This is a genomic window from Thiofilum sp., assembly GCF_016711335.1.
Classification (GTDB): Bacteria; Pseudomonadota; Gammaproteobacteria; order Thiotrichales; family Thiotrichaceae; genus Thiofilum.
Genome location: NZ_JADJTF010000001.1, coordinates 2366390 through 2384166, shown reverse-complemented (window position 1 = coordinate 2384166; position 17777 = coordinate 2366390). Strand labels below are relative to the sequence as shown.

Sequence of the window (17777 nt, the reverse complement as noted above, 5' to 3'; positions counted from 1 at the left end):
TGAATGACATTTTTATCCACCCCACTGCTATCGTTGATGAAGGTGCTCAAATTGGTTCCGGTAGTCGGGTTTGGCACTGGGCACATGTATGCGGAGGTGCTCGTATTGGTAATGGTGTATCCCTAGGGCAAAATGTCTTCGTTGGCAACAAGGTCGTGATCGGCAATCAATGCAAAGTGCAGAACAATGTCTCTGTGTATGACAATGTAATACTGGAAGATGGAGTGTTTTGCGGCCCTAGCATGGTATTTACCAATGTTTATAACCCACGGGCATTAGTGGAGCGTAAGGATGAATACCGCAATACCCTAGTCAAACGTGGTGCAACGTTAGGGGCTAACTGTACCATCGTTTGTGGTGTTACCATTGGAGAATTTGCCTTTATCGGTGCAGGTACTGTTGTTAACAAAGATGTACCTGCTTACGCGCTGATGGTGGGTGTACCTGCCAAACAGATTGGCTGGATGAGCGAACACGGTGAAAAACTGGATTTGCCACTGACCGGTGACGGGATGGCAATTTGCCCGCATACCGGCAAAGCCTATATGCTTAAAGCGGGTCAGGTCACAACGTAAGGATAATACCATGCAAGCAGAAATTATTGTTCAACACGGTCAGGTAAAGTTTGTACATCCGATTTATTTAAAACCCGATGCCCCCATGCGCTACCAGGTGGAAATACCGGACGAGGCACTTCTGGAAGCTCGCGATTGGTTCGTCGATTTGCCTGTACCTGAAACATTAGGAAAAGTACCGCCAGCAAAGCCCGGAAGTCTTCAGGAGCGGTTAAATCAACTGTTGGGTAGATTAGCTTTGACGCGCCCTAGCTCTAGTATTGGTGATGATGAGCAAATGTTACAGGATGCCCTAGAGGAACGTTATTTTGGTCGTTAATAGCTATAAACACACTCAAATACAGCTCGTTTTTGATACCAATGTCTTGGTTGATGCTTTGGCTGCACGCGGGGCTTATTACGCAGATGCGGTGAGCGTGCTGGAGTTGGTACGTAATGGTGAAGTAGAGGCTTGGTATGCACCCCATACCTTGAGTACGGTGTATTACTTGCTTGAGCGTGCCTTGGCAAAAGATGCTCAGAATCGGCGTGAATCGATTCAGGCGGCTCGTGTCTTGTTACAAGAATTGAGTAGCTTGCTCAAGCCACTGCCACAAGTGGGGGATGAGTTGGCTACGCTGGATGCTGAGGTCGGGGATGATCTGGAAGATCAGTTAATTGGTTTTCTGGCAGAGCAGTATTTGCCTAACCCGGTCATTATCACCCGTGATAAGTGGTTTTTGAAATCCTCAAAGATACTTGCCTTGCATCCGAAAGAGTTACTGGAGCAAGGTTTGGCAGCATGGTCAAAAAAGCCAGAAAAGATGCCGTTTATTGATTTGGCTGTCCAGCAACGTGCCATCCGTCCGCAATTACAGCGTAATATTCATGCGGTTTTGCAACATGGCACGTATATCATGGGGCCAGAAGTGGAACTACTGGAAAAGAAGCTCGCCGCTTATACGGGTGCGAAGCATTGCATTACGGTGGCCAGTGGCACGGAAGCCTTGTTGATCAGCTTGATGGCATTGGGGATTGGTGCGGGGGATGAGGTGATTACCACGCCGTTTACCTTTGTGGCGACGGCTGAGGTGATTGTGTTGTTGGGTGCAAAGCCGGTGTTTGTGGATATTGAGCCAGATACTTGTAATATGGATGCGGGTTTGATTGAGGCTAAAATTACTGAACGGACTAAGGCGATTATGCCAGTGAGTTTGTATGGTCAACCTGCGGATATGGATGAGATTAATGCGATTGCGGCGAAGTATAATTTGCCAGTGATTGAGGATGCAGCGCAGAGTTTCGGGGCGACGTATAAGGGTAGGAAGAGTTGTCATCTTTCTACGATTGGTTGTACTAGTTTTTTTCCGAGTAAGCCCTTGGGTTGTTATGGGGATGGTGGGGCGATTTTTACCGATGATGATGCCATTTATCAGGCTTGTCGGGAGATTCGGATTCATGGGCAGAGTCGGCGTTATTACCATACCCGTGTGGGTGTGGGTGGGCGGATGGATACGCTGCAATGTGCGGTGGTGCTGGCGAAGCTGGAACGGTTTGATTGGGAAGTGGAGCAGCGGGTTGTCATTGGGCAGCGGTATAATGCCTTAATGGATGAGGCTGGGGTGCAGCGAATACAGCAGCGGGATGATCGGACGAGTGTGTTTGCGCAGTATACGGTGTTGGTGGAAAACCGCAGTGAGGTGGAAGCGCGGTTTAGGGAAGCTGGGATTCCAACAGCGGTGCATTATCCTGTGCCTTTGAATGAACAGCCTGCTTATCGGGATTTGTGTTGTGGGGATTGTACGCCGATTGCGAAGGATAGAGCGCAGCGTGTGATGAGTTTGCCGATGGGGGCGGATTTGACAGCCATTCAACAGGATTATGTACAGATAATCTTGAGCAAATAAATAAAGCCAACCTCAAACCTAAAATTAACTAGTCGCCAAATGCCAAAAAAAATCCTTCACATTCTACCTTGCAACACTTTTTCTCCGAAATTCATTAATCTAATCAAAGAAAATTTTGATTATTATAAGCATTTCTTTCTACTCACTAGCGGCATGGAAGAAGAGCTTATAAAAAAAGATAAAAATATATATATTGCGAAGAAAACAGTTAGACATGGGCTTTCATATTATCTCCAAGCTCTACTGAAAATACATCAAGCTGATAAAGTTATTCTGCATGGTTTATTTGATATAAAGTTAGTTATCTTATTGTTTTTTACACCTTGGATTCTAAAAAAATGCTACTGGGTTATGTGGGGTGGTGATCTTTACTACCATCAATTAGGCAATAATGACAGAAACTATAAACTAAAAGAGCTACTTCGCAGTTTTATCATAAAACGTATAGGTAATTTTGTAACTTACATTGAAGGCGATTATCACCTAGCACAACAATGGTACGGTACAAAAGGTAAATATCATGAGTGCATCATGTATCTTAGCAATACTTTTACTGATTACGATCTGCCCCCAAGACATGATCAAAGTACCAATATATTGATAGGAAACTCCGCCGATCCCAGCAACAACCATGAAGAAATTCTTGAAAAGTTAGTTCCTTACAAGAACGAAGATATAAAAATATACTGCCCACTCTCTTACGGTGATCAAAACCATGCCAAACAGATTATCGAAAAAGGTAAAGCAATTTTTGGTGAAAAATTCATTCCCCTCACAGAATTTATGCCATTCGATAAATATTTAGAGCTTCTTGCCAATATAGACATCGCGATTTTCGCACACAAACGCCAGCAAGCAATGGGTAACACCATCTCGCTGTTGGGCTTAGGTAAGAAGGTCTATATGCGCAATGATATAACACCTTGGCAAACCCTTTCAGAAATGAACCTTAAAATTTTTAATTTTGACAACATTGGTTCAGAAGAAAATCTGACTAGCCTGAGTTCAGAGCAATCTCTGAAGAACTCTGAAATTATAAAAAATTATTTTAACAAAGAAACGCTCAAATCACAGTTACAAAAAATTTTCGAGGATTAAAGCCATGGCTTATTACACTGAACAAGAACTATTAGAACTTGGCTTTAAGAAAATCGGTAAAAACGTAAAAATCAGCAAAAAAGCCAGCATCTATAATCATAATCAAATAGAAATTGGTGACAACTCAAGAATAGATGATTTTTGTGTAATTTCTGGAAAAATCAAAATCGGAAGATTTGTACACATAACACCAATGTGTTTATTTGCAGGCGGTCAACTAGGCATGAAAGTGGGTGATTTTTGTACTTTTGCATACGGCGTAAAAATATTCACACAGTCGGACGATTACAGTGGAATGACCATGACAAACTCTAATATATCTAAAAAATATAAAAATGAGTTTATATCAACAGTTAACATTGCCGAACACTCTATTGTTGGAGCTGGCTCAATGATAATGCCCGGCGTTACCTTAGCCGAAGGAACATCAGTGGGCGCAATGTCGTTAGTGCGTCAGTCAACTGAAGCATGGAGCATCTATGTTGGCAATCCCGCTAAAAAAATTAAAGATCGCAGTAAAGAACTATTAGTTCTGGAAAAACAATTTCTTGAGGAGTATCAAAAATGATTCCATTTAACAAACCACCTCTGACAGGAAATGAAGAGCAATATGTTCTGGAAGCAATGAAAAGCTCGAAAATCTCAGGTGACGGCGAATTCACCAAACGTTGCCATCGCTGGTTTGAGGAGACAACGGGCTGCAAAAAAGCTTTGCTTACGACCTCCTGCACACATGCGCTGGAAATGGCGGCTATCCTCATCGGTATTGAACCCGGCGATGAAGTCATCATGCCTAGCTATACTTTTGTAAGTACTGCCAATGCTTTTGTGCTAAGAGGGGCGAAGATCGTTTTCGTGGATATTCGCCCTGATACCATGAATATTGACGAGACCCTTATTGAAACGGCAATTACTCCCAAAACAAAAGCCATTGTCCCCGTACACTATGCAGGCGTTGGGTGTGAAATGGACACCATCATGGACATTGCCCAGCGTCATAATTTGTTTGTTGTTGAAGATGCTGCTCAAGGCATGATGGCAACCTATAAAGGCAAACCTTTAGGCACAATTGGACATATCGGCACATACAGTTTCCATGAAACCAAGAACTATACCAGCGGCGGTGAAGGTGGCTTACTATTAATCAATGATGAGCGGTTTATAGAGCGTGCTGAAATCATACGCGAAAAAGGCACAAACCGTAGTCTCTTCTTTCGTGGCATGGTAGATAAGTATACTTGGGTTGATATTGGCAGTAGTTACCTACCCTCAGAAATCCAAGCAGCTTACCTTTGGGGACAACTTGAACGTGCAGAAGTTATCAATAACAATCGCTTAACTACGTGGGATCACTACTATACTGCTTTCAATGATTTGCAACAGCACGGGATACTTTCACTCCCCATTACTCCAGCCGAATGCCAGCAAAACGGGCATATGTTTTACCTCAAATGCAGAGATATAGAGCAACGCTCAGCATTCTTAGCACATATGAGTAAAAACAATATTCTTTCTGTATTCCATTATATTCCATTGCACAGTGCACCAGCGGGTAAGCAGTTTGGGCGGTTTCATGGTACTGACCGCTATACAACGCAAGACAGCGAACGCTTAGTCAGACTACCTATTTGGTTTGGAATGGAACGTAAAACTCAACAAGCTGTTACTCAAGCGGTTAGCGAGTTTTTCGCATGAAGCCCAATCAAAAGCGTAAAAAATACTTACTCAAGGTCTTTAGTTGAACACTAAAAAGATTTTACATTTTTCTATTGGACCTATTGGTTCAGCAGCAATAGGTCTAATTACCTTACCTGTTATTACATGGTTTTTTTCGCCAGATGACATTGGTCGCTTGTCTATGCTGCAAGTAACCATTAGTTTTGTACTATTAATTTTCAGCTTAGGACTAGATCAAGCCTACGTTCGCGAGTTTCATGAATCCAACAATACACCCTTGCTACTAAAAAACACTATAGGAGTTGGCTTTTTACTACTTTCATTTACACTTGTGATCTTTTCATTTCAACCAGAAAAAATATCGATATGGCTATTTAATTTGGATGATAAGCATTTAGGCATCTTAATCTTGCTCTGCCTGCTAGCCTCATTTATTTCTCGCTTTTTATCCCTGATATTACGAATGCAAGAAAGAGGGCTGGCTTTTTCAATGAGCCAAGTTCTACCAAAAGTGTTTTTTCTTTTCCTAATTAGTTCATATGTATTACTAGACTCTAACTTCACAACCCTGCAAATTATCGCAGCACACACTCTATCTATTTTATTAGTCTGCATAATTTATGGATGGAATACACGCAAAGAAATTTTAGCAGCTATTCCGAAAAAATTTGATAACGAAAAAATTCTTAGCATGTTACGCTATTCCATCCCACTTATTTTTGGAGGATTAGCTTATTGGGGGTTAATCTCAGTAGATAAAGTTTTCTTACGTGCTTTATCTAGCTATGAAGAACTAGGTATTTATTCAGTCGCCGTAAGTTTTGCCGCAGTAGCGACTATTTTTCAAAGTATTTTCACGACAGTATGGGCTCCCACTGTTTATAAGTGGGTAAGTTCAGGAAAAAATTTGGATAAAGTGCAGCAAGTTACGAATTATGTGTTATTTATTGTAATATTGATCTTTTGCTTTGTTGGGCTATTTTCATGGGTGATAAACCTTATCTTGCCAGATGCTTATCATAACATACAGTACATTATTGCCGCTTGTCTTGGATTTCCATTGCTTTATACCCTGTCTGAAACTACGGTTGTAGGTATTGGTATCACTAAGAAAACGCTTTTTGCGCTAGCTGCTTCAGTAATCGCTTTAATTTCAAATCTTATAGGAAATTACCTGTTGATTCCCCATTACGGTGCAGCGGGTGCAGCAGCGAGTACTTGTGCTTCTTTCTGGATATTCTTTGTATGCCGCACTGAATTTGCCATATTGGTGTGGCAACCAATACCCAGATTAGCACTCTATTTTTTCTCTCTTATGTGCGTGATGTTAGCTATTGCTGCTAGCTTATTGGGTGAAAGCCATGTTGTAATGCTTATGGTGTTATGGGGTGTTTTATTAGTATTTGCTTTGTTCATTTTTCGTGACATTGCACGACAAGCAATAAATTTTACATTTACGTAAAATCACACTCAAGTAATACAGAAACACTTTTTTGTAAAATTAAAAAATCAAAAGTTAATTTATTTAAATCCCCATAAAGTCCACTTAAATTAAAATGCAGTACGATAAAAATATCAAGAAAACAACTCGGCCAAATAAATTAATGGTTAATTTACTATTTTTAGGGCTACTATCCTCAATTACATTACCCTCCATAGCCTTTGGTGATATACATATTTATCTCGTCACACTCATAAGCCCCATAGTTTTCTTAATAATTTTATTACATTTATCAAAGAAATCTTTTTTTAATACTGCATCACTTATGCCATTAGCATTAGGGTTAATGGTTATGATTTCTGCTTTATTTTCTTGGGCGGCTGGTTATTCATCGCCTGTTTCTGGGGATATTATTGAGTCAATAAAATACTTACAGTTTGTACCTTACATGATGGCTATAACTTTTATTGGAATAGCGAGCTTATCACATCTCCATAAATTACTATTTTGGTCTGCCATACTTGTTTTATTGATCGGCTACATTCAAGTTCTAAATATACCTTTCCTTGCGGAATGGCTCCTGAAGAAATACTTAGGTGCGGATAGTTCACATTTGGCATCTGCTCTTGCTGGATATCGAATAACCATTACTGGCTCTGATCCTAATATCGGCGCAGTCATTGCTAGCTTTTTTAGTATTTACTTTACCACATTATTTTTAAAAGAAAAAACATATAAATACTTAATTTTTGCATTGCTATTTTCCTTTTTGATATTGTCAACTCAAAGTAGAACCATTTTGGGTGCATTTCTATCAACATTCAGTTTCTATTTTTTATTCTTCTATAAATTAAATTTCATAATTAAAATTATTTTACTTACATTACTCATTACCTCAATCATTTTCTTAGTATTTTCATTGGAGCTACAGTATATTTATTTGGGTGCTCAACTAACATCTGAGGGGGAAAATGAAAGTTTGAACATTAGATTAGATAATTTCTCCTTAGCCATAGAACGTTTTTATGAATCACCATTATTTGGTATGGGACCAGCCAAGTCTGAATTTTCAACTGTTATAGACTCTGAATACGCTTTGATAATTCAAAGGTATGGAATTTTAGGTATTTTTCTATTTGGATTTTATATAATTTATCTTTTACGCCTTGCAATGCGTAATATTTCATCCCAGTGGGGCATAACACTGTTCATTTTTATTATTTTTTCTTGTGTAACCATGACGACAAATAATATTTTTTCAGGGTATCAATTGATGTCAATCATTGTCCTACTTAATATCACTTGTGTATTACATGAAAAACAAAATCGAAATGTGCTAATAAAATATACTAACCTCAAAAAATCTACCTCTCATCTGCATTCATTTTTCCGTTAATGCATACAACTTTTCGATAGAATGAAATTGATAATTGAATTCAAGAGTATTATTTATGAAAATAATCACCATTATTGGGGCACGCCCTCAATTTATCAAAGCCAGTGTGATTTCTCATGCTATTCGAAAAACCAGTGGCATCAAAGAAATTATGCTACATACCGGTCAACACTTCGATGCTAATATGTCAGATATTTTCTTCAATCAGCTTGGCATTCCGAAACCAGACATTAAACTAAATATCAACAGTAGTAGTCATGGGGAAATGACTGGTCGTATGCTTGCCGAAATCGAACAGGCATTATTATCCCACAAACCTGATCGCGTACTGGTGTATGGCGACACTAATTCCACGTTAGCAGGTGCATTAGCTGCCGCCAAACTGCATATTCCGGTGGCTCATGTAGAAGCAGGGTTGCGGAGCTTCAATATGCAAATGCCTGAAGAGATCAACAGAATATTGACGGATCAAATTAGTGATTTGCTGTTTTGCCCCACTGATACTGCTGTTAAAAACTTGAATAATGAAGGCTTTGCTACAAAAAATGTGGAAGTGTTAAAAGTTGGCGATGTTATGCAAGATGCTGCTCTGCTATTCTCCAAGAATGCTATTGCGCCACCTAATATTTCTCTACCAGAACAATTCGTTCTAGCCACTCTTCATCGAGCTGAAAATACTGATAATCCAGAACGTTTAGCTAATATTGTACTAGCTCTTAATCAGATTCATCGAGAACAAGTACCCGTTATCTTACCCTTGCATCCCCGCACACGAAAACTCATTACACAGCAAGGGCTAAAACTGAATGTTCGCTTGGTCGATCCAGTAGGATATTTTGAAATGGTCTGGCTATTGGATAAGTGTCAATTAGTACTCACTGATAGTGGTGGAGTACAAAAGGAAGCATTCTTTTTTGGCAAAGCCTGCATCACTATGCGTGATCAAACTGAATGGGTAGAACTCATTGAAATGGGTGTCAACGAGTTAGTTGGCGCGGATAACCTAAAAATCGCTGATGCAGTGATACGTAACATCGGTAGAAAAGTGCAGGATCCCCATCAATTATATGGTGGAGGTCAAGCTTCATTAAGAATTGTGCAACATTTGCGTGAAAGGATTTCGTCTTGAAAAAAATAGTTCACTTTTCATCCGTTCACCAAAGATATGACATAAGAATATTTTTGAAAGAGTGTGTCACACTTGCTCAACATGGCTACGATGTTACTTTTGTTGTAGCAGATGGTTTAGGTAACGAGGTCAAGCAAGGTGTAAATATTATTGATGCTGGAAAACCTGCAGGAAATCGCTTGGCTCGCATGTTTTTTTCTACAAAAAAAGTCTATCGCATGGCATCAAATTTGCGTGCTGATATTTATCATTTTCATGATCCAGAATTGATTCACATTGGTCTAAAAATAAAAAGTAAATTTCCCGGCTCTAAAGTTATTTTTGATTCACATGAAAACTATGCCGACGATATTAGTGAAAAGCCATATATACCAAAATATTTTAGAGCATTAATCGCTGCTGCATACAAATATTATGAAAAAAAATCAATACGAAAGCTTGATGGAATTATTGCTGCCACACCATCTATTAATCATCATTTCTGTAATGCAGGTGCAAAGTCTATCGACATAAATAACTATCCTTTTGTGGACGAACTAAACTTTAATTCAATAGAACAGCACAGCAAGCAATACGATATTATTTACATTGGAGCAATATCTGAAATAAGAGGGGTTTCTTTTCTTGTGGATGCTTGTGCATTAGGCTCTCAAAAATCTATGGCTATAGCAGGTACTTTTGCAAATAAAGCTATCGAAGAAAAGCTAAAAACAAGTATGGGTTGGTCTTGTGTAGATTATTTTGGTCAAGTAAATCGTGAAACGATAGCAAAACTACTGTCTCAATCGAGAGTAGCTGCTGTTACTTTTCTCCCTGCACCAAATCACATCGAATCGCAACCCAATAAAATGTTTGAATACATGAGTGCTGGTCTTCCAATTGTTGCATCCAACTTTCCACTATGGAAGGAAATAATAGAAGACAACAATTGTGGAATTTGTGTCAATCCTGAATCAGCTAAGGATATTAGCCAAGCACTCGAACAACTGCTATCTAATCCTAATCTTATGCTAGAAATGGGGAAAAATGCTCGACAGGCTGTTATTGAAAAATACAATTGGTCTTCAGAAAGCAATAAACTACTGAAATTTTACCAATCTATCTTAGCAGAATAAAAATGAATAAGAATCCTTTAGTCAGTGTCATTATACCGTCTTATAACCATGAGAAATACATTATTAATGCCATTGACAGCGTAATTAGTCAAACCTATCAAAATATTGAACTAATAGTTATTGATGATGGTTCAAGAGATGGCTCTATTGAATTATTGACTGAATTAGCCGAAAAAAAATCTTTTCACTTTATTTCACAAAGTAACATTGGCGTATGCAAAACACTAAATCGTGGTATACGTGAACTATCAAAAGGTGACTATGTGGCATTACTGGCATCAGATGATTATTGGCAACCAACTAAAATTGAAAAACAGATTGAAGTGCTAAAAAATAATAGAAACTCTCATTTTTGCTTTTCTCAGGCCCAGGAATTCGTTTCTGACTCAGGGAAAATTATTCGTCTTTTTCCTGCCAAGCCATTGTCGGGAAAAATTTTAAATTCTGTTTTCATCAGGCAACATGTCCCTGCTGGCAGTATGCTTTTCTCAAGAAAACTTTATGATGAAATAGGTGGTTTTGATGAGAATCTACGTGAGGAGGATTGGGATTTTGTTATACGTGCCGCTGCCGAAACTGAATTTACACATGTTGCAGAGCCTCTTTTAATGTACAGGACTCATAATCAAAATACGATGATAACTGCTGGAAGAAGAAAAATTTTTCAACAGAAAGCTTTTATTCTTGCAAAAAATTACCATCTGGTCAGCCCTAATGTATGGTTAAGAGCTATTTTGCTTCATTATTTTTACGATCACATCATTTCAAAAATTTCCGATTTTAAGTTCATTAAAAGATTTTTATGAAAATATTAATTACTGGTGGTGCGGGCTTTATTGGCTCAGCAGTTATTCGCTACATTATTCAAAATACTGATGATAGTGTTATCAATCTGGACAAGTTAACCTACGCAGGTAATCTTGAAAACCTCATAAAGGTTAGTGATTCAAATCGCTATTTTTTTGAACAAGTGGATATTTGTAATCGCACTGAATTAGAGCGCGTCTTTCGCCAACATCAGCCTGATTCCATTATGCATTTAGCGGCAGAAAGTCATGTAGATCGTTCCATTGATGGTCCTTCTGCCTTTATTGAAACTAACATCATTGGTACTTATAAACTGCTAGAAGTGGCTCGTGCTTATTGGCAAGGTTTGGACGAAATGCGTAAACAGACCTTTCGCTTTCACCATATATCCACTGATGAAGTCTATGGTGATTTACCTCATCCTAATGAAAACGGACAAGCACTAAAACACCTGTTTACCGAAAGTACGGCTTATGAACCCAGCAGTCCTTACTCAGCCAGTAAGGCCAGCTCCGACCACCTCGTTCGTGCGTGGCGTAAAACCTATGGGTTGCCGACGATTATTACCAACTGTTCCAACAACTACGGACCTTATCATTTCCCCGAAAAGTTAATACCACATATTATCCTGAATGCTCTGCATGGCAAACCTCTCCCCATATACGGTACAGGTGACCAAATTCGTGACTGGCTGTATGTAGAAGATCATGCCCATGCTCTTTATCAGGTTGTAACCAAGGGACGGATTGGCGAAACTTACAATATCGGCGGTCATAATGAAAAACAGAATATTCAAGTGGTGAAAACACTATGCACTATTCTGCAAGAGCTGCGCCCACAAGAAGCACGCTACGAAGACCTGATTACTTTCGTAAAAGACCGCCCTGGCCATGATCGCCGCTATGCCATTGATGCTAGTAAAATCGAACGTGAACTACACTGGAAACCAAAAGAAAGTTTTGAAAGTGGTATGAAGAAAACAGTACAGTGGTATTTAGATAATACCATATGGTGGCAAAGAGTCTTGAATGGTGATTACCAGTTGACTCGGCTCGGTGAAACCAATCAAGAGTAGCAACAAAATGAAAGGTATTATTTTAGCTGGTGGTACTGGTACTCGCTTGTACCCAATTACCAAGGGCGTATCTAAGCAGTTACTGCCTATTTACGATAAACCCATGATCTACTATCCGCTATCTGTGTTAATGTTAGCAGGCATTCGTGAAATATTAATCATTTCCACCCCGGAAGATTTACCTAATTTTACAAAACTATTAGGTGACGGCAATAATTTCGGAATTCAACTTAGCTATGCCATTCAACCTAGTCCAGATGGATTAGCACAAGCCTTCATCATCGGAGAAAGCTTTATTGGAAGAGATAATGTGTGCTTAATTTTAGGTGACAATATTTTTTGGGGACAAGGTTTCACGCCTATTCTGCAACGCGCATCCAACCGTAAAATGGGTGCCACTGTATTTGGCTATCAAGTTAAAGACCCAGAACGTTTTGGTGTTGTAGAATTTGATAAAAACAAGAAAGTTATCAGCATAGAAGAAAAACCCACGAAACCTAAATCCAGCTATGCGGTTACTGGTTTATACTTTTACGATAGTGATGTAGTTGAACTTGCTAAACAGATAAAACCTTCACATCGAGGGGAGTTAGAAATAACCACATTAAATCAATTATATCTTGAACGTGGTAGTTTAAATATTGAACTTTTAGGTCGTGGTTTTGCTTGGCTAGATACAGGTACTTATGAAAGTCTGTTAGAAGCAGCGATGTTTGTAGAAACCATTGAAAAACGTCAGGGTTATAAGGTAGCCTGCTTAGAAGAAATAGCGTGGCGAAATGGCTGGCTTACACAAGAGCAAGTAATGCAGGCTGCAAATAATTTATCCAAAAATAGCTATGGACAATATTTGATAGGTTTAGTGGAGCAAAGTCTATGAGTTTAATAAAAACTGTAAATTTTAAACCGCTTGGTGATGAACGTGGTTCATTAGTCGCGCTGGAAGCTAATAAAAGTGTACCCTTTGAAATAAAGCGCGTTTACTATATTTTTGGAACAAAACATGGTGTATCACGTGGCTTTCATGCACATAGGAATCTAAAACAACTAGCTGTATGTGTTACGGGTTCTTGTCAATTTATATTAGACAATGGAAAACAGCGAGAGGAAATCACGCTCGATAACTCCACTGTTGGTTTAATTATTGAGGACTTGACTTGGAGAGAGATGCACAACTTTACCTCAGATTGCGTACTGATGGTTCTAGCTAACCAATACTACGATGAAAACGATTATATTCGTGACTATCAAGAGTTTTTAAATGTCACTAACCAATTCTAACATTCATCCTCTAGCAGATGTGCAAACTAGCCATATTGGTGAAAATACTACAATTTGGCAATTCAGCGTTATTTTAGCAAAAGCAAAAATCGGGAATAATTGCAACATCAATGCTTTAACATTAATCGAAAATGATGTCGTGATCGGTGATAATGTTACTATAAAATCAGGCGTTCAATTATGGGATGGTCTGCGAGTTGGGAATAATGTCTTTATTGGTCCAAATGTAACTTTCACCAATGATTTCACACCACGCTCTAAACAACGCCCCATCAGCTTTTTATCAACAGTTATTAATCATCACGCATCTATTGGAGCGAACTCTACGATCATTGGTGGTATTGAAATCGGAGCTTATGCCATGGTAGGTGCAGGTAGTGTAGTCACTAAAAATATCGTACCTTATGCATTAGTATATGGTAACCCTGCAAAACAATATGGATATGTTTGTGAATGTGGTACAAAACTGGAAAATTATACGTGTCCAGCCTGCTTGGCAGGTTATCAACTTAACGAAAATACTTTAAATAGGCAAGCAACTTGATTAATTTTTTAGATCTAAAAGCAGTTAATTCACAATACAAGGATGAATTAACAGAAGCAGTTAGGCAGGTTATTGACTCTGGCTGGTATATTCAAGGTGAGCAAGTGTACAGCTTTGAGCGTGAATTTTCTGACTATTGTGGAACTAAACATTGCATCGGTGTTGCCAATGGCTTAGATGCTCTCATTCTAGTATTACGAGCTTGGAAAGAACTAGGAAAGCTTAAGGAAGGTGATGAGATTATTGTTCCAGCAAATACTTACATTGCTTCTATATTGGCTATCACGGAGAACAGACTAATACCTATATTAGTAGAGCCTGACATTACTACTTACAATATCAATCCAGATCTAATTGAACAAGCAATTACGCCTAACACAAAAGCCATACTCGCGGTACATTTATACGGTCAGCTTGCTCCAATGCCTGAAATTATTGCTATAGCTAAAACTCACAACTTGTTAGTTCTAGAAGACTCTGCTCAAGCCCATGGAGCATCTCTTAATGGGAAAAGAGCAGGTAGCTGGGGGGATGCTTCAGGTTTTAGTTTCTACCCTGGTAAGAACTTAGGTGCATTAGGTGATGCAGGTGCGGTTACGACTAACGATGATGAGTTAGCTAATACGGTCAGAGCTATTGGCAACTACGGCAGTCATAAAAAATATGAAAATATCTATCAGGGTCTAAATAGCCGACTCGATGAAATGCAGGCGGCTATATTGCGAGTAAAACTCAAGTATCTTGATAAAGAAATAAAACATCGTAAAGAGGTTGCACTTGCTTACACCAAGCATATTAACCATAAAGACATTCAGACACCCATTTCTTTAGAAAGCACATTAGAATCACTAGATGGACATGTTTTTCATCTATATGTCATCCGAACATCAAATCGCGAATCATTACAAAAACATTTAAATATTGCTGGCATACAAACACTCATTCATTATCCTATAGCACCTCACCAACAACAAGCCTTTAAGCAGTGGAACAATCATGAATATTTATTGACAGAACAGATACATCGTCAAGTAATAAGTCTGCCAATATCACCTACTCTAACAACAGATCAAGCCATGCTAATTAGTTCAGTAGTAAATTCATTCGAGATAAATCAATGAAGTATTTAGTTGAGCCGATAACAAAAGACCAGATAAGCGAAGTCGCTAAAACTCATAGAGAAAGCTATCCAAAAGATCATCTTTCAGGAAGTCTTAGTCAAAAACTATTAGAAAAATACTACTCCTTATTTTTAAGTAATGATGTTGTTTCCATAGCTTGTCTTAACCAACAAAAAAACAACTTGCTTGGCTTCCTTTTTTTTGGAAAAGATTTGCCATCAAAAATCAGTCAATTCAAACAAAAGGAAAGAGTGGAATTATTCTTTTACTTTATTTTTAAACCCAAGCTGCTACTTAAAATTTTATTAAAAAAACTCAAGCACAGTTTTCAACATAGTGAATCATTTGTTGAAGCTAGTGATATTATCTTATCTATTGCAGCTCGCCCTGATACCAAGGGAGTTGGAACCTGTTTAATGGAGTGGGCTTTTGAATACTGTAGACACAACCAAATTAAAAGACTCGGCTTATATGTCACCTGCTCTAACTTAGTAGCTATTAATTTTTACATAAAATCAGGCTTCATAATCACAGGGTATATCAAGGGACAATATTATATGGAAAAGCAATTAGAGAATAAAACATGAACAACCTCAATAACTTCTTGCCTTTTGCCCTACCTGATATTGACGAAGCTGAAATTAACGAAGTTATTGACTCTCTGCGCTCAGGCTGGGTAACAACCGGTCCCAAAACCAAACGCTTTGAATCCGACTTCGCTGAATTCATCGGTGGTAATTGTGAAGCCATTTCCGTCAACTCTGCCACTGCTGGCTTGCATTTAGCACTCGAAGCTATCGGTATCAGCGCAGGCGATGAAGTCATCACCACACCCTACACCTTCACAGCCACCGCCGAAGTCATCCGGTACTTAGGCGCACACCCTGTCTTTGTTGATATTGCCCCCAACACCTTCAATATCGACCCCAACAAAATTGAAGCAGCCATTACCCCTAAAACCAAAGCGATCATCCCCGTCCACTTCGCCGGTTTAGCCTGTGATATGACGAGCATTTTAACGATTGCCCGTAAACACAACCTCAAAGTAGTGGAAGATGCCGCCCACGCTCTTCCCACGCGCTACCAAGATCAGCTAATTGGCTCACTGGATAGCGATGTCACCGTTTTCAGCTTCTACGCCACCAAAACCATCACCACCGGCGAAGGCGGCATGATCGTGACACGCAACCCAGAAATAGCCGCCCGCTGCAAAATCATGCGCTTACATGGTATTAGCCGCGATGCTTTCGACCGCTACACCTCCAACAAACCCGCTTGGCATTATGAAGTGGTAGCCCCCGGCTTCAAATACAATCTTACTGATTTAGCTTCTTCACTTGGTATCCATCAATTACAGAAAGCTAACCGTTTCCAACAACGTCGTCAGGAAATGGCAGAACGCTACACCCGTGAACTCGCAGACTTACCCCTGCTCTTCCCACCTAGCGCACTGGATGGCGATTTACACGCTTGGCATTTATATGTGCTACGCTTAACCCCACAAATGGGTATCGAGCGTAACCAATTTATCGAAGCGATGGCAGAACATGGCATTGGTTGCAGTGTTCATTTCATCCCTTTACACCTACATCCCTATTGGCGTGATAGCTATCACTTACAACCACAAGATTTCCCTTATAGTCTAGCAACGTATGAACAAGCGGTGAGTTTGCCTCTCTACACCAAAATGACAGATGAAGACCAAACAAGAGTTATCAACGCCATTAAGGGAATTCTACAAGAATGTCAAAACGACTCTTCGACTTTTTCTTTGCCACTGTAGGTTTAATTTTACTTAGCCCACTTTTTCTGATAATTGCAGTCTGGATTAAGTGGGATTCTCTCGGTCCCATTTTCTTTCGCCAAGAACGAGTTGGACAATTCGGCAAAACCTTCCGCATCCACAAATTCCGCACTATGGTAACGGATGCAGAAAAGCGTGGCCTGCAAATTACGGTTGGCAATGACAGCCGCATCACTCGCTCCGGTGCGTTTCTGCGCTACTATAAGCTCGACGAACTCCCACAACTGATCGATGTTGTCATCGGCAAGATGAGTTTAGTCGGTCCTCGCCCCGAAGTCCCCAAATACGTCGCCTGTTACCCAGAGCACCTGCGTGAAGTCGTACTCTCCGTTAAACCCGGCATTACGGATCTAGCATCCATCGAATTCAAAAATGAAAATACCCTGCTAGGGCAATCTGATAATCCCGAACAAACTTACAAAGAAACCATACTGCCGATTAAGCTTCGCTATTACACTCAATATGCCACCAACCACAACGTACTGTTAGACCTCATACTGATCATGCGCACGTTTAGAGCCATTGTGAGCTAGGCGAAGACCTTTCCATCACCGAACTCCTGCAATGCCTCAGCTACGCCTTAGGCAAACCTGCACGCTTACTCCCCATCCCCCAAGGCTGGCTAGAAACCGCACTAATCCTAATGGGCACGCACGCCATCACCCAACACTTCTGCGACCACCTACAAATCGACATCAGCAAAACCCGCGACTTGCTTGGCTTGCCCCCCGTCAGCGTCGACAAAGCCCTACACCAGACCGCCCAAGCCTACCAGCAAAACCAGCGCTAATTTGCTATACTTGTTGAAATATTTACTAAATCAACACA

General features: G+C 39.8%; 19 protein-coding genes. All 19 read left to right on the top strand.

The window, feature by feature from the left end; genetic code table 11:
* The first annotated feature begins 8 nt into the window (after window positions 1-8).
* Entirely contained in the window at window positions 9-575 is a 567-nt protein-coding gene (locus tag IPL34_RS11315) for an acyltransferase (protein ID WP_296843062.1), read from the top strand.
* A 10-nt stretch (window positions 576-585) separates the two neighbouring features.
* Window positions 586-894, top strand: a complete 309-nt coding sequence (locus IPL34_RS11310) for a hypothetical protein (RefSeq protein ID WP_296841560.1) — start codon at window positions 586-588, stop codon at window positions 892-894.
* A complete protein-coding gene (locus tag IPL34_RS11305) occupies window positions 884-2461 on the top strand; it encodes an aminotransferase class I/II-fold pyridoxal phosphate-dependent enzyme (protein ID WP_296841559.1) in 1578 nt (525 codons plus the stop codon). Before IPL34_RS11310 ends, IPL34_RS11305 begins: the two co-directional genes overlap by 11 nt.
* Before the next feature lie 39 nt (window positions 2462-2500).
* Window positions 2501-3559 (top strand): TDP-N-acetylfucosamine:lipid II N-acetylfucosaminyltransferase, encoded by a 1059-nt coding sequence (locus IPL34_RS11300; protein WP_296841558.1) that lies wholly within the window; start codon window positions 2501-2503, stop codon window positions 3557-3559.
* Between the two features lie 4 nt (window positions 3560-3563).
* The gene (locus IPL34_RS11295; RefSeq protein WP_296841557.1) at window positions 3564-4127 is read left to right on the top strand and encodes an acyltransferase; all 564 of its coding nucleotides are present in this window, start codon (window positions 3564-3566) and stop codon (window positions 4125-4127) included.
* Window positions 4124-5254 carry a dTDP-4-amino-4,6-dideoxygalactose transaminase gene (gene rffA / locus IPL34_RS11290; RefSeq protein WP_296841556.1) on the top strand — a complete coding sequence of 377 codons (1131 nt, stop codon included), beginning with the start codon at window positions 4124-4126 and terminating at the stop codon, window positions 5252-5254. The genes IPL34_RS11295 and rffA overlap by 4 nt, the downstream gene beginning before the upstream one ends.
* Before the next feature lie 43 nt (window positions 5255-5297).
* Window positions 5298-6698: an oligosaccharide flippase family protein gene (locus IPL34_RS11285; RefSeq protein WP_296841555.1), complete on the top strand. Its 1401-nt coding sequence runs from the start codon at window positions 5298-5300 to the stop codon at window positions 6696-6698.
* Window positions 6699-7029: 331 nt separating this feature from the next.
* Window positions 7030-8073, top strand: coding sequence for an O-antigen ligase family protein (locus tag IPL34_RS11280; protein ID WP_296841554.1), 1044 nt, complete (start codon window positions 7030-7032; stop codon window positions 8071-8073).
* A gap of 55 nt (window positions 8074-8128) precedes the next feature.
* Window positions 8129-9202, top strand: a complete 1074-nt coding sequence (gene wecB / locus IPL34_RS11275; RefSeq protein ID WP_296841553.1) for a non-hydrolyzing UDP-N-acetylglucosamine 2-epimerase — start codon at window positions 8129-8131, stop codon at window positions 9200-9202.
* Window positions 9199-10317 carry a glycosyltransferase family 4 protein gene (locus IPL34_RS11270; RefSeq protein WP_296841552.1) on the top strand — a complete coding sequence of 373 codons (1119 nt, stop codon included), beginning with the start codon at window positions 9199-9201 and terminating at the stop codon, window positions 10315-10317. Before wecB ends, IPL34_RS11270 begins: the two co-directional genes overlap by 4 nt.
* Before the next feature lie 2 nt (window positions 10318-10319).
* Window positions 10320-11123 (top strand): glycosyltransferase, encoded by an 804-nt coding sequence (locus IPL34_RS11265; protein WP_296841551.1) that lies wholly within the window; start codon window positions 10320-10322, stop codon window positions 11121-11123.
* A complete protein-coding gene (gene rfbB, locus IPL34_RS11260; RefSeq protein WP_296841550.1) occupies window positions 11120-12199 on the top strand; it encodes a dTDP-glucose 4,6-dehydratase in 1080 nt (359 codons plus the stop codon). Before IPL34_RS11265 ends, rfbB begins: the two co-directional genes overlap by 4 nt.
* A 7-nt stretch (window positions 12200-12206) precedes the next feature.
* On the top strand, window positions 12207-13079 hold the full coding sequence (rfbA, locus tag IPL34_RS11255; protein ID WP_296841549.1) for a glucose-1-phosphate thymidylyltransferase RfbA: 873 nt from the start codon (window positions 12207-12209) through the stop codon (window positions 13077-13079).
* Window positions 13076-13480 carry an FdtA/QdtA family cupin domain-containing protein gene (locus IPL34_RS11250; RefSeq protein ID WP_296841548.1) on the top strand — a complete coding sequence of 135 codons (405 nt, stop codon included), beginning with the start codon at window positions 13076-13078 and terminating at the stop codon, window positions 13478-13480. The genes rfbA and IPL34_RS11250 overlap by 4 nt, the downstream gene beginning before the upstream one ends.
* A complete protein-coding gene (locus tag IPL34_RS11245) occupies window positions 13461-14024 on the top strand; it encodes an acyltransferase (protein WP_296841547.1) in 564 nt (187 codons plus the stop codon). The genes IPL34_RS11250 and IPL34_RS11245 overlap by 20 nt, the downstream gene beginning before the upstream one ends.
* Window positions 14021-15145: a DegT/DnrJ/EryC1/StrS aminotransferase family protein gene (locus tag IPL34_RS11240; RefSeq protein WP_296841546.1), complete on the top strand. Its 1125-nt coding sequence runs from the start codon at window positions 14021-14023 to the stop codon at window positions 15143-15145. Before IPL34_RS11245 ends, IPL34_RS11240 begins: the two co-directional genes overlap by 4 nt.
* The gene (locus tag IPL34_RS11235; RefSeq protein WP_296841545.1) at window positions 15142-15732 is read left to right on the top strand and encodes an N-acetyltransferase; all 591 of its coding nucleotides are present in this window, start codon (window positions 15142-15144) and stop codon (window positions 15730-15732) included. The genes IPL34_RS11240 and IPL34_RS11235 overlap by 4 nt, the downstream gene beginning before the upstream one ends.
* Window positions 15729-16928, top strand: a complete 1200-nt coding sequence (locus tag IPL34_RS11230) for a DegT/DnrJ/EryC1/StrS aminotransferase family protein (protein ID WP_296841544.1) — start codon at window positions 15729-15731, stop codon at window positions 16926-16928. Before IPL34_RS11235 ends, IPL34_RS11230 begins: the two co-directional genes overlap by 4 nt.
* Window positions 16889-17482 (top strand): sugar transferase, encoded by a 594-nt coding sequence (locus tag IPL34_RS11225; RefSeq protein ID WP_296841543.1) that lies wholly within the window; start codon window positions 16889-16891, stop codon window positions 17480-17482. Before IPL34_RS11230 ends, IPL34_RS11225 begins: the two co-directional genes overlap by 40 nt.
* The last annotated feature ends 295 nt before the right edge of the window (window positions 17483-17777 follow it).

Excerpts from the sequence above, each read along its gene's own strand:
- IPL34_RS11280 (WP_296841554.1), top strand. The coding sequence starts at position 7,030 with ATGATTTCTGCTTTATTTTCTTGGGCGGCTGGTTATTCATCGCCTGTT.
- IPL34_RS11235 (WP_296841545.1), top strand. The coding sequence starts at position 15,142 with ATGAAGTATTTAGTTGAGCCGATAACAAAAGACCAGATAAGCGAAGTC.
- IPL34_RS11230 (WP_296841544.1), top strand. The coding sequence starts at position 15,729 with ATGAACAACCTCAATAACTTCTTGCCTTTTGCCCTACCTGATATTGAC.
- IPL34_RS11310 (WP_296841560.1), top strand. The coding sequence starts at position 586 with ATGCAAGCAGAAATTATTGTTCAACACGGTCAGGTAAAGTTTGTACAT.
- wecB (WP_296841553.1), top strand. The coding sequence starts at position 8,129 with ATGAAAATAATCACCATTATTGGGGCACGCCCTCAATTTATCAAAGCC.
- IPL34_RS11265 (WP_296841551.1), top strand. The coding sequence starts at position 10,320 with ATGAATAAGAATCCTTTAGTCAGTGTCATTATACCGTCTTATAACCAT.
- IPL34_RS11245 (WP_296841547.1), top strand. The coding sequence starts at position 13,461 with ATGTCACTAACCAATTCTAACATTCATCCTCTAGCAGATGTGCAAACT.
- rffA (WP_296841556.1), top strand. The coding sequence starts at position 4,124 with ATGATTCCATTTAACAAACCACCTCTGACAGGAAATGAAGAGCAATAT.
- rfbB (WP_296841550.1), top strand. The coding sequence starts at position 11,120 with ATGAAAATATTAATTACTGGTGGTGCGGGCTTTATTGGCTCAGCAGTT.
- IPL34_RS11225 (WP_296841543.1), top strand. The coding sequence starts at position 16,889 with ATGTCAAAACGACTCTTCGACTTTTTCTTTGCCACTGTAGGTTTAATT.
- IPL34_RS11250 (WP_296841548.1), top strand. The coding sequence starts at position 13,076 with ATGAGTTTAATAAAAACTGTAAATTTTAAACCGCTTGGTGATGAACGT.
- IPL34_RS11295 (WP_296841557.1), top strand. The coding sequence starts at position 3,564 with ATGGCTTATTACACTGAACAAGAACTATTAGAACTTGGCTTTAAGAAA.
- rfbA (WP_296841549.1), top strand. The coding sequence starts at position 12,207 with ATGAAAGGTATTATTTTAGCTGGTGGTACTGGTACTCGCTTGTACCCA.
- IPL34_RS11300 (WP_296841558.1), top strand. The coding sequence starts at position 2,501 with ATGCCAAAAAAAATCCTTCACATTCTACCTTGCAACACTTTTTCTCCG.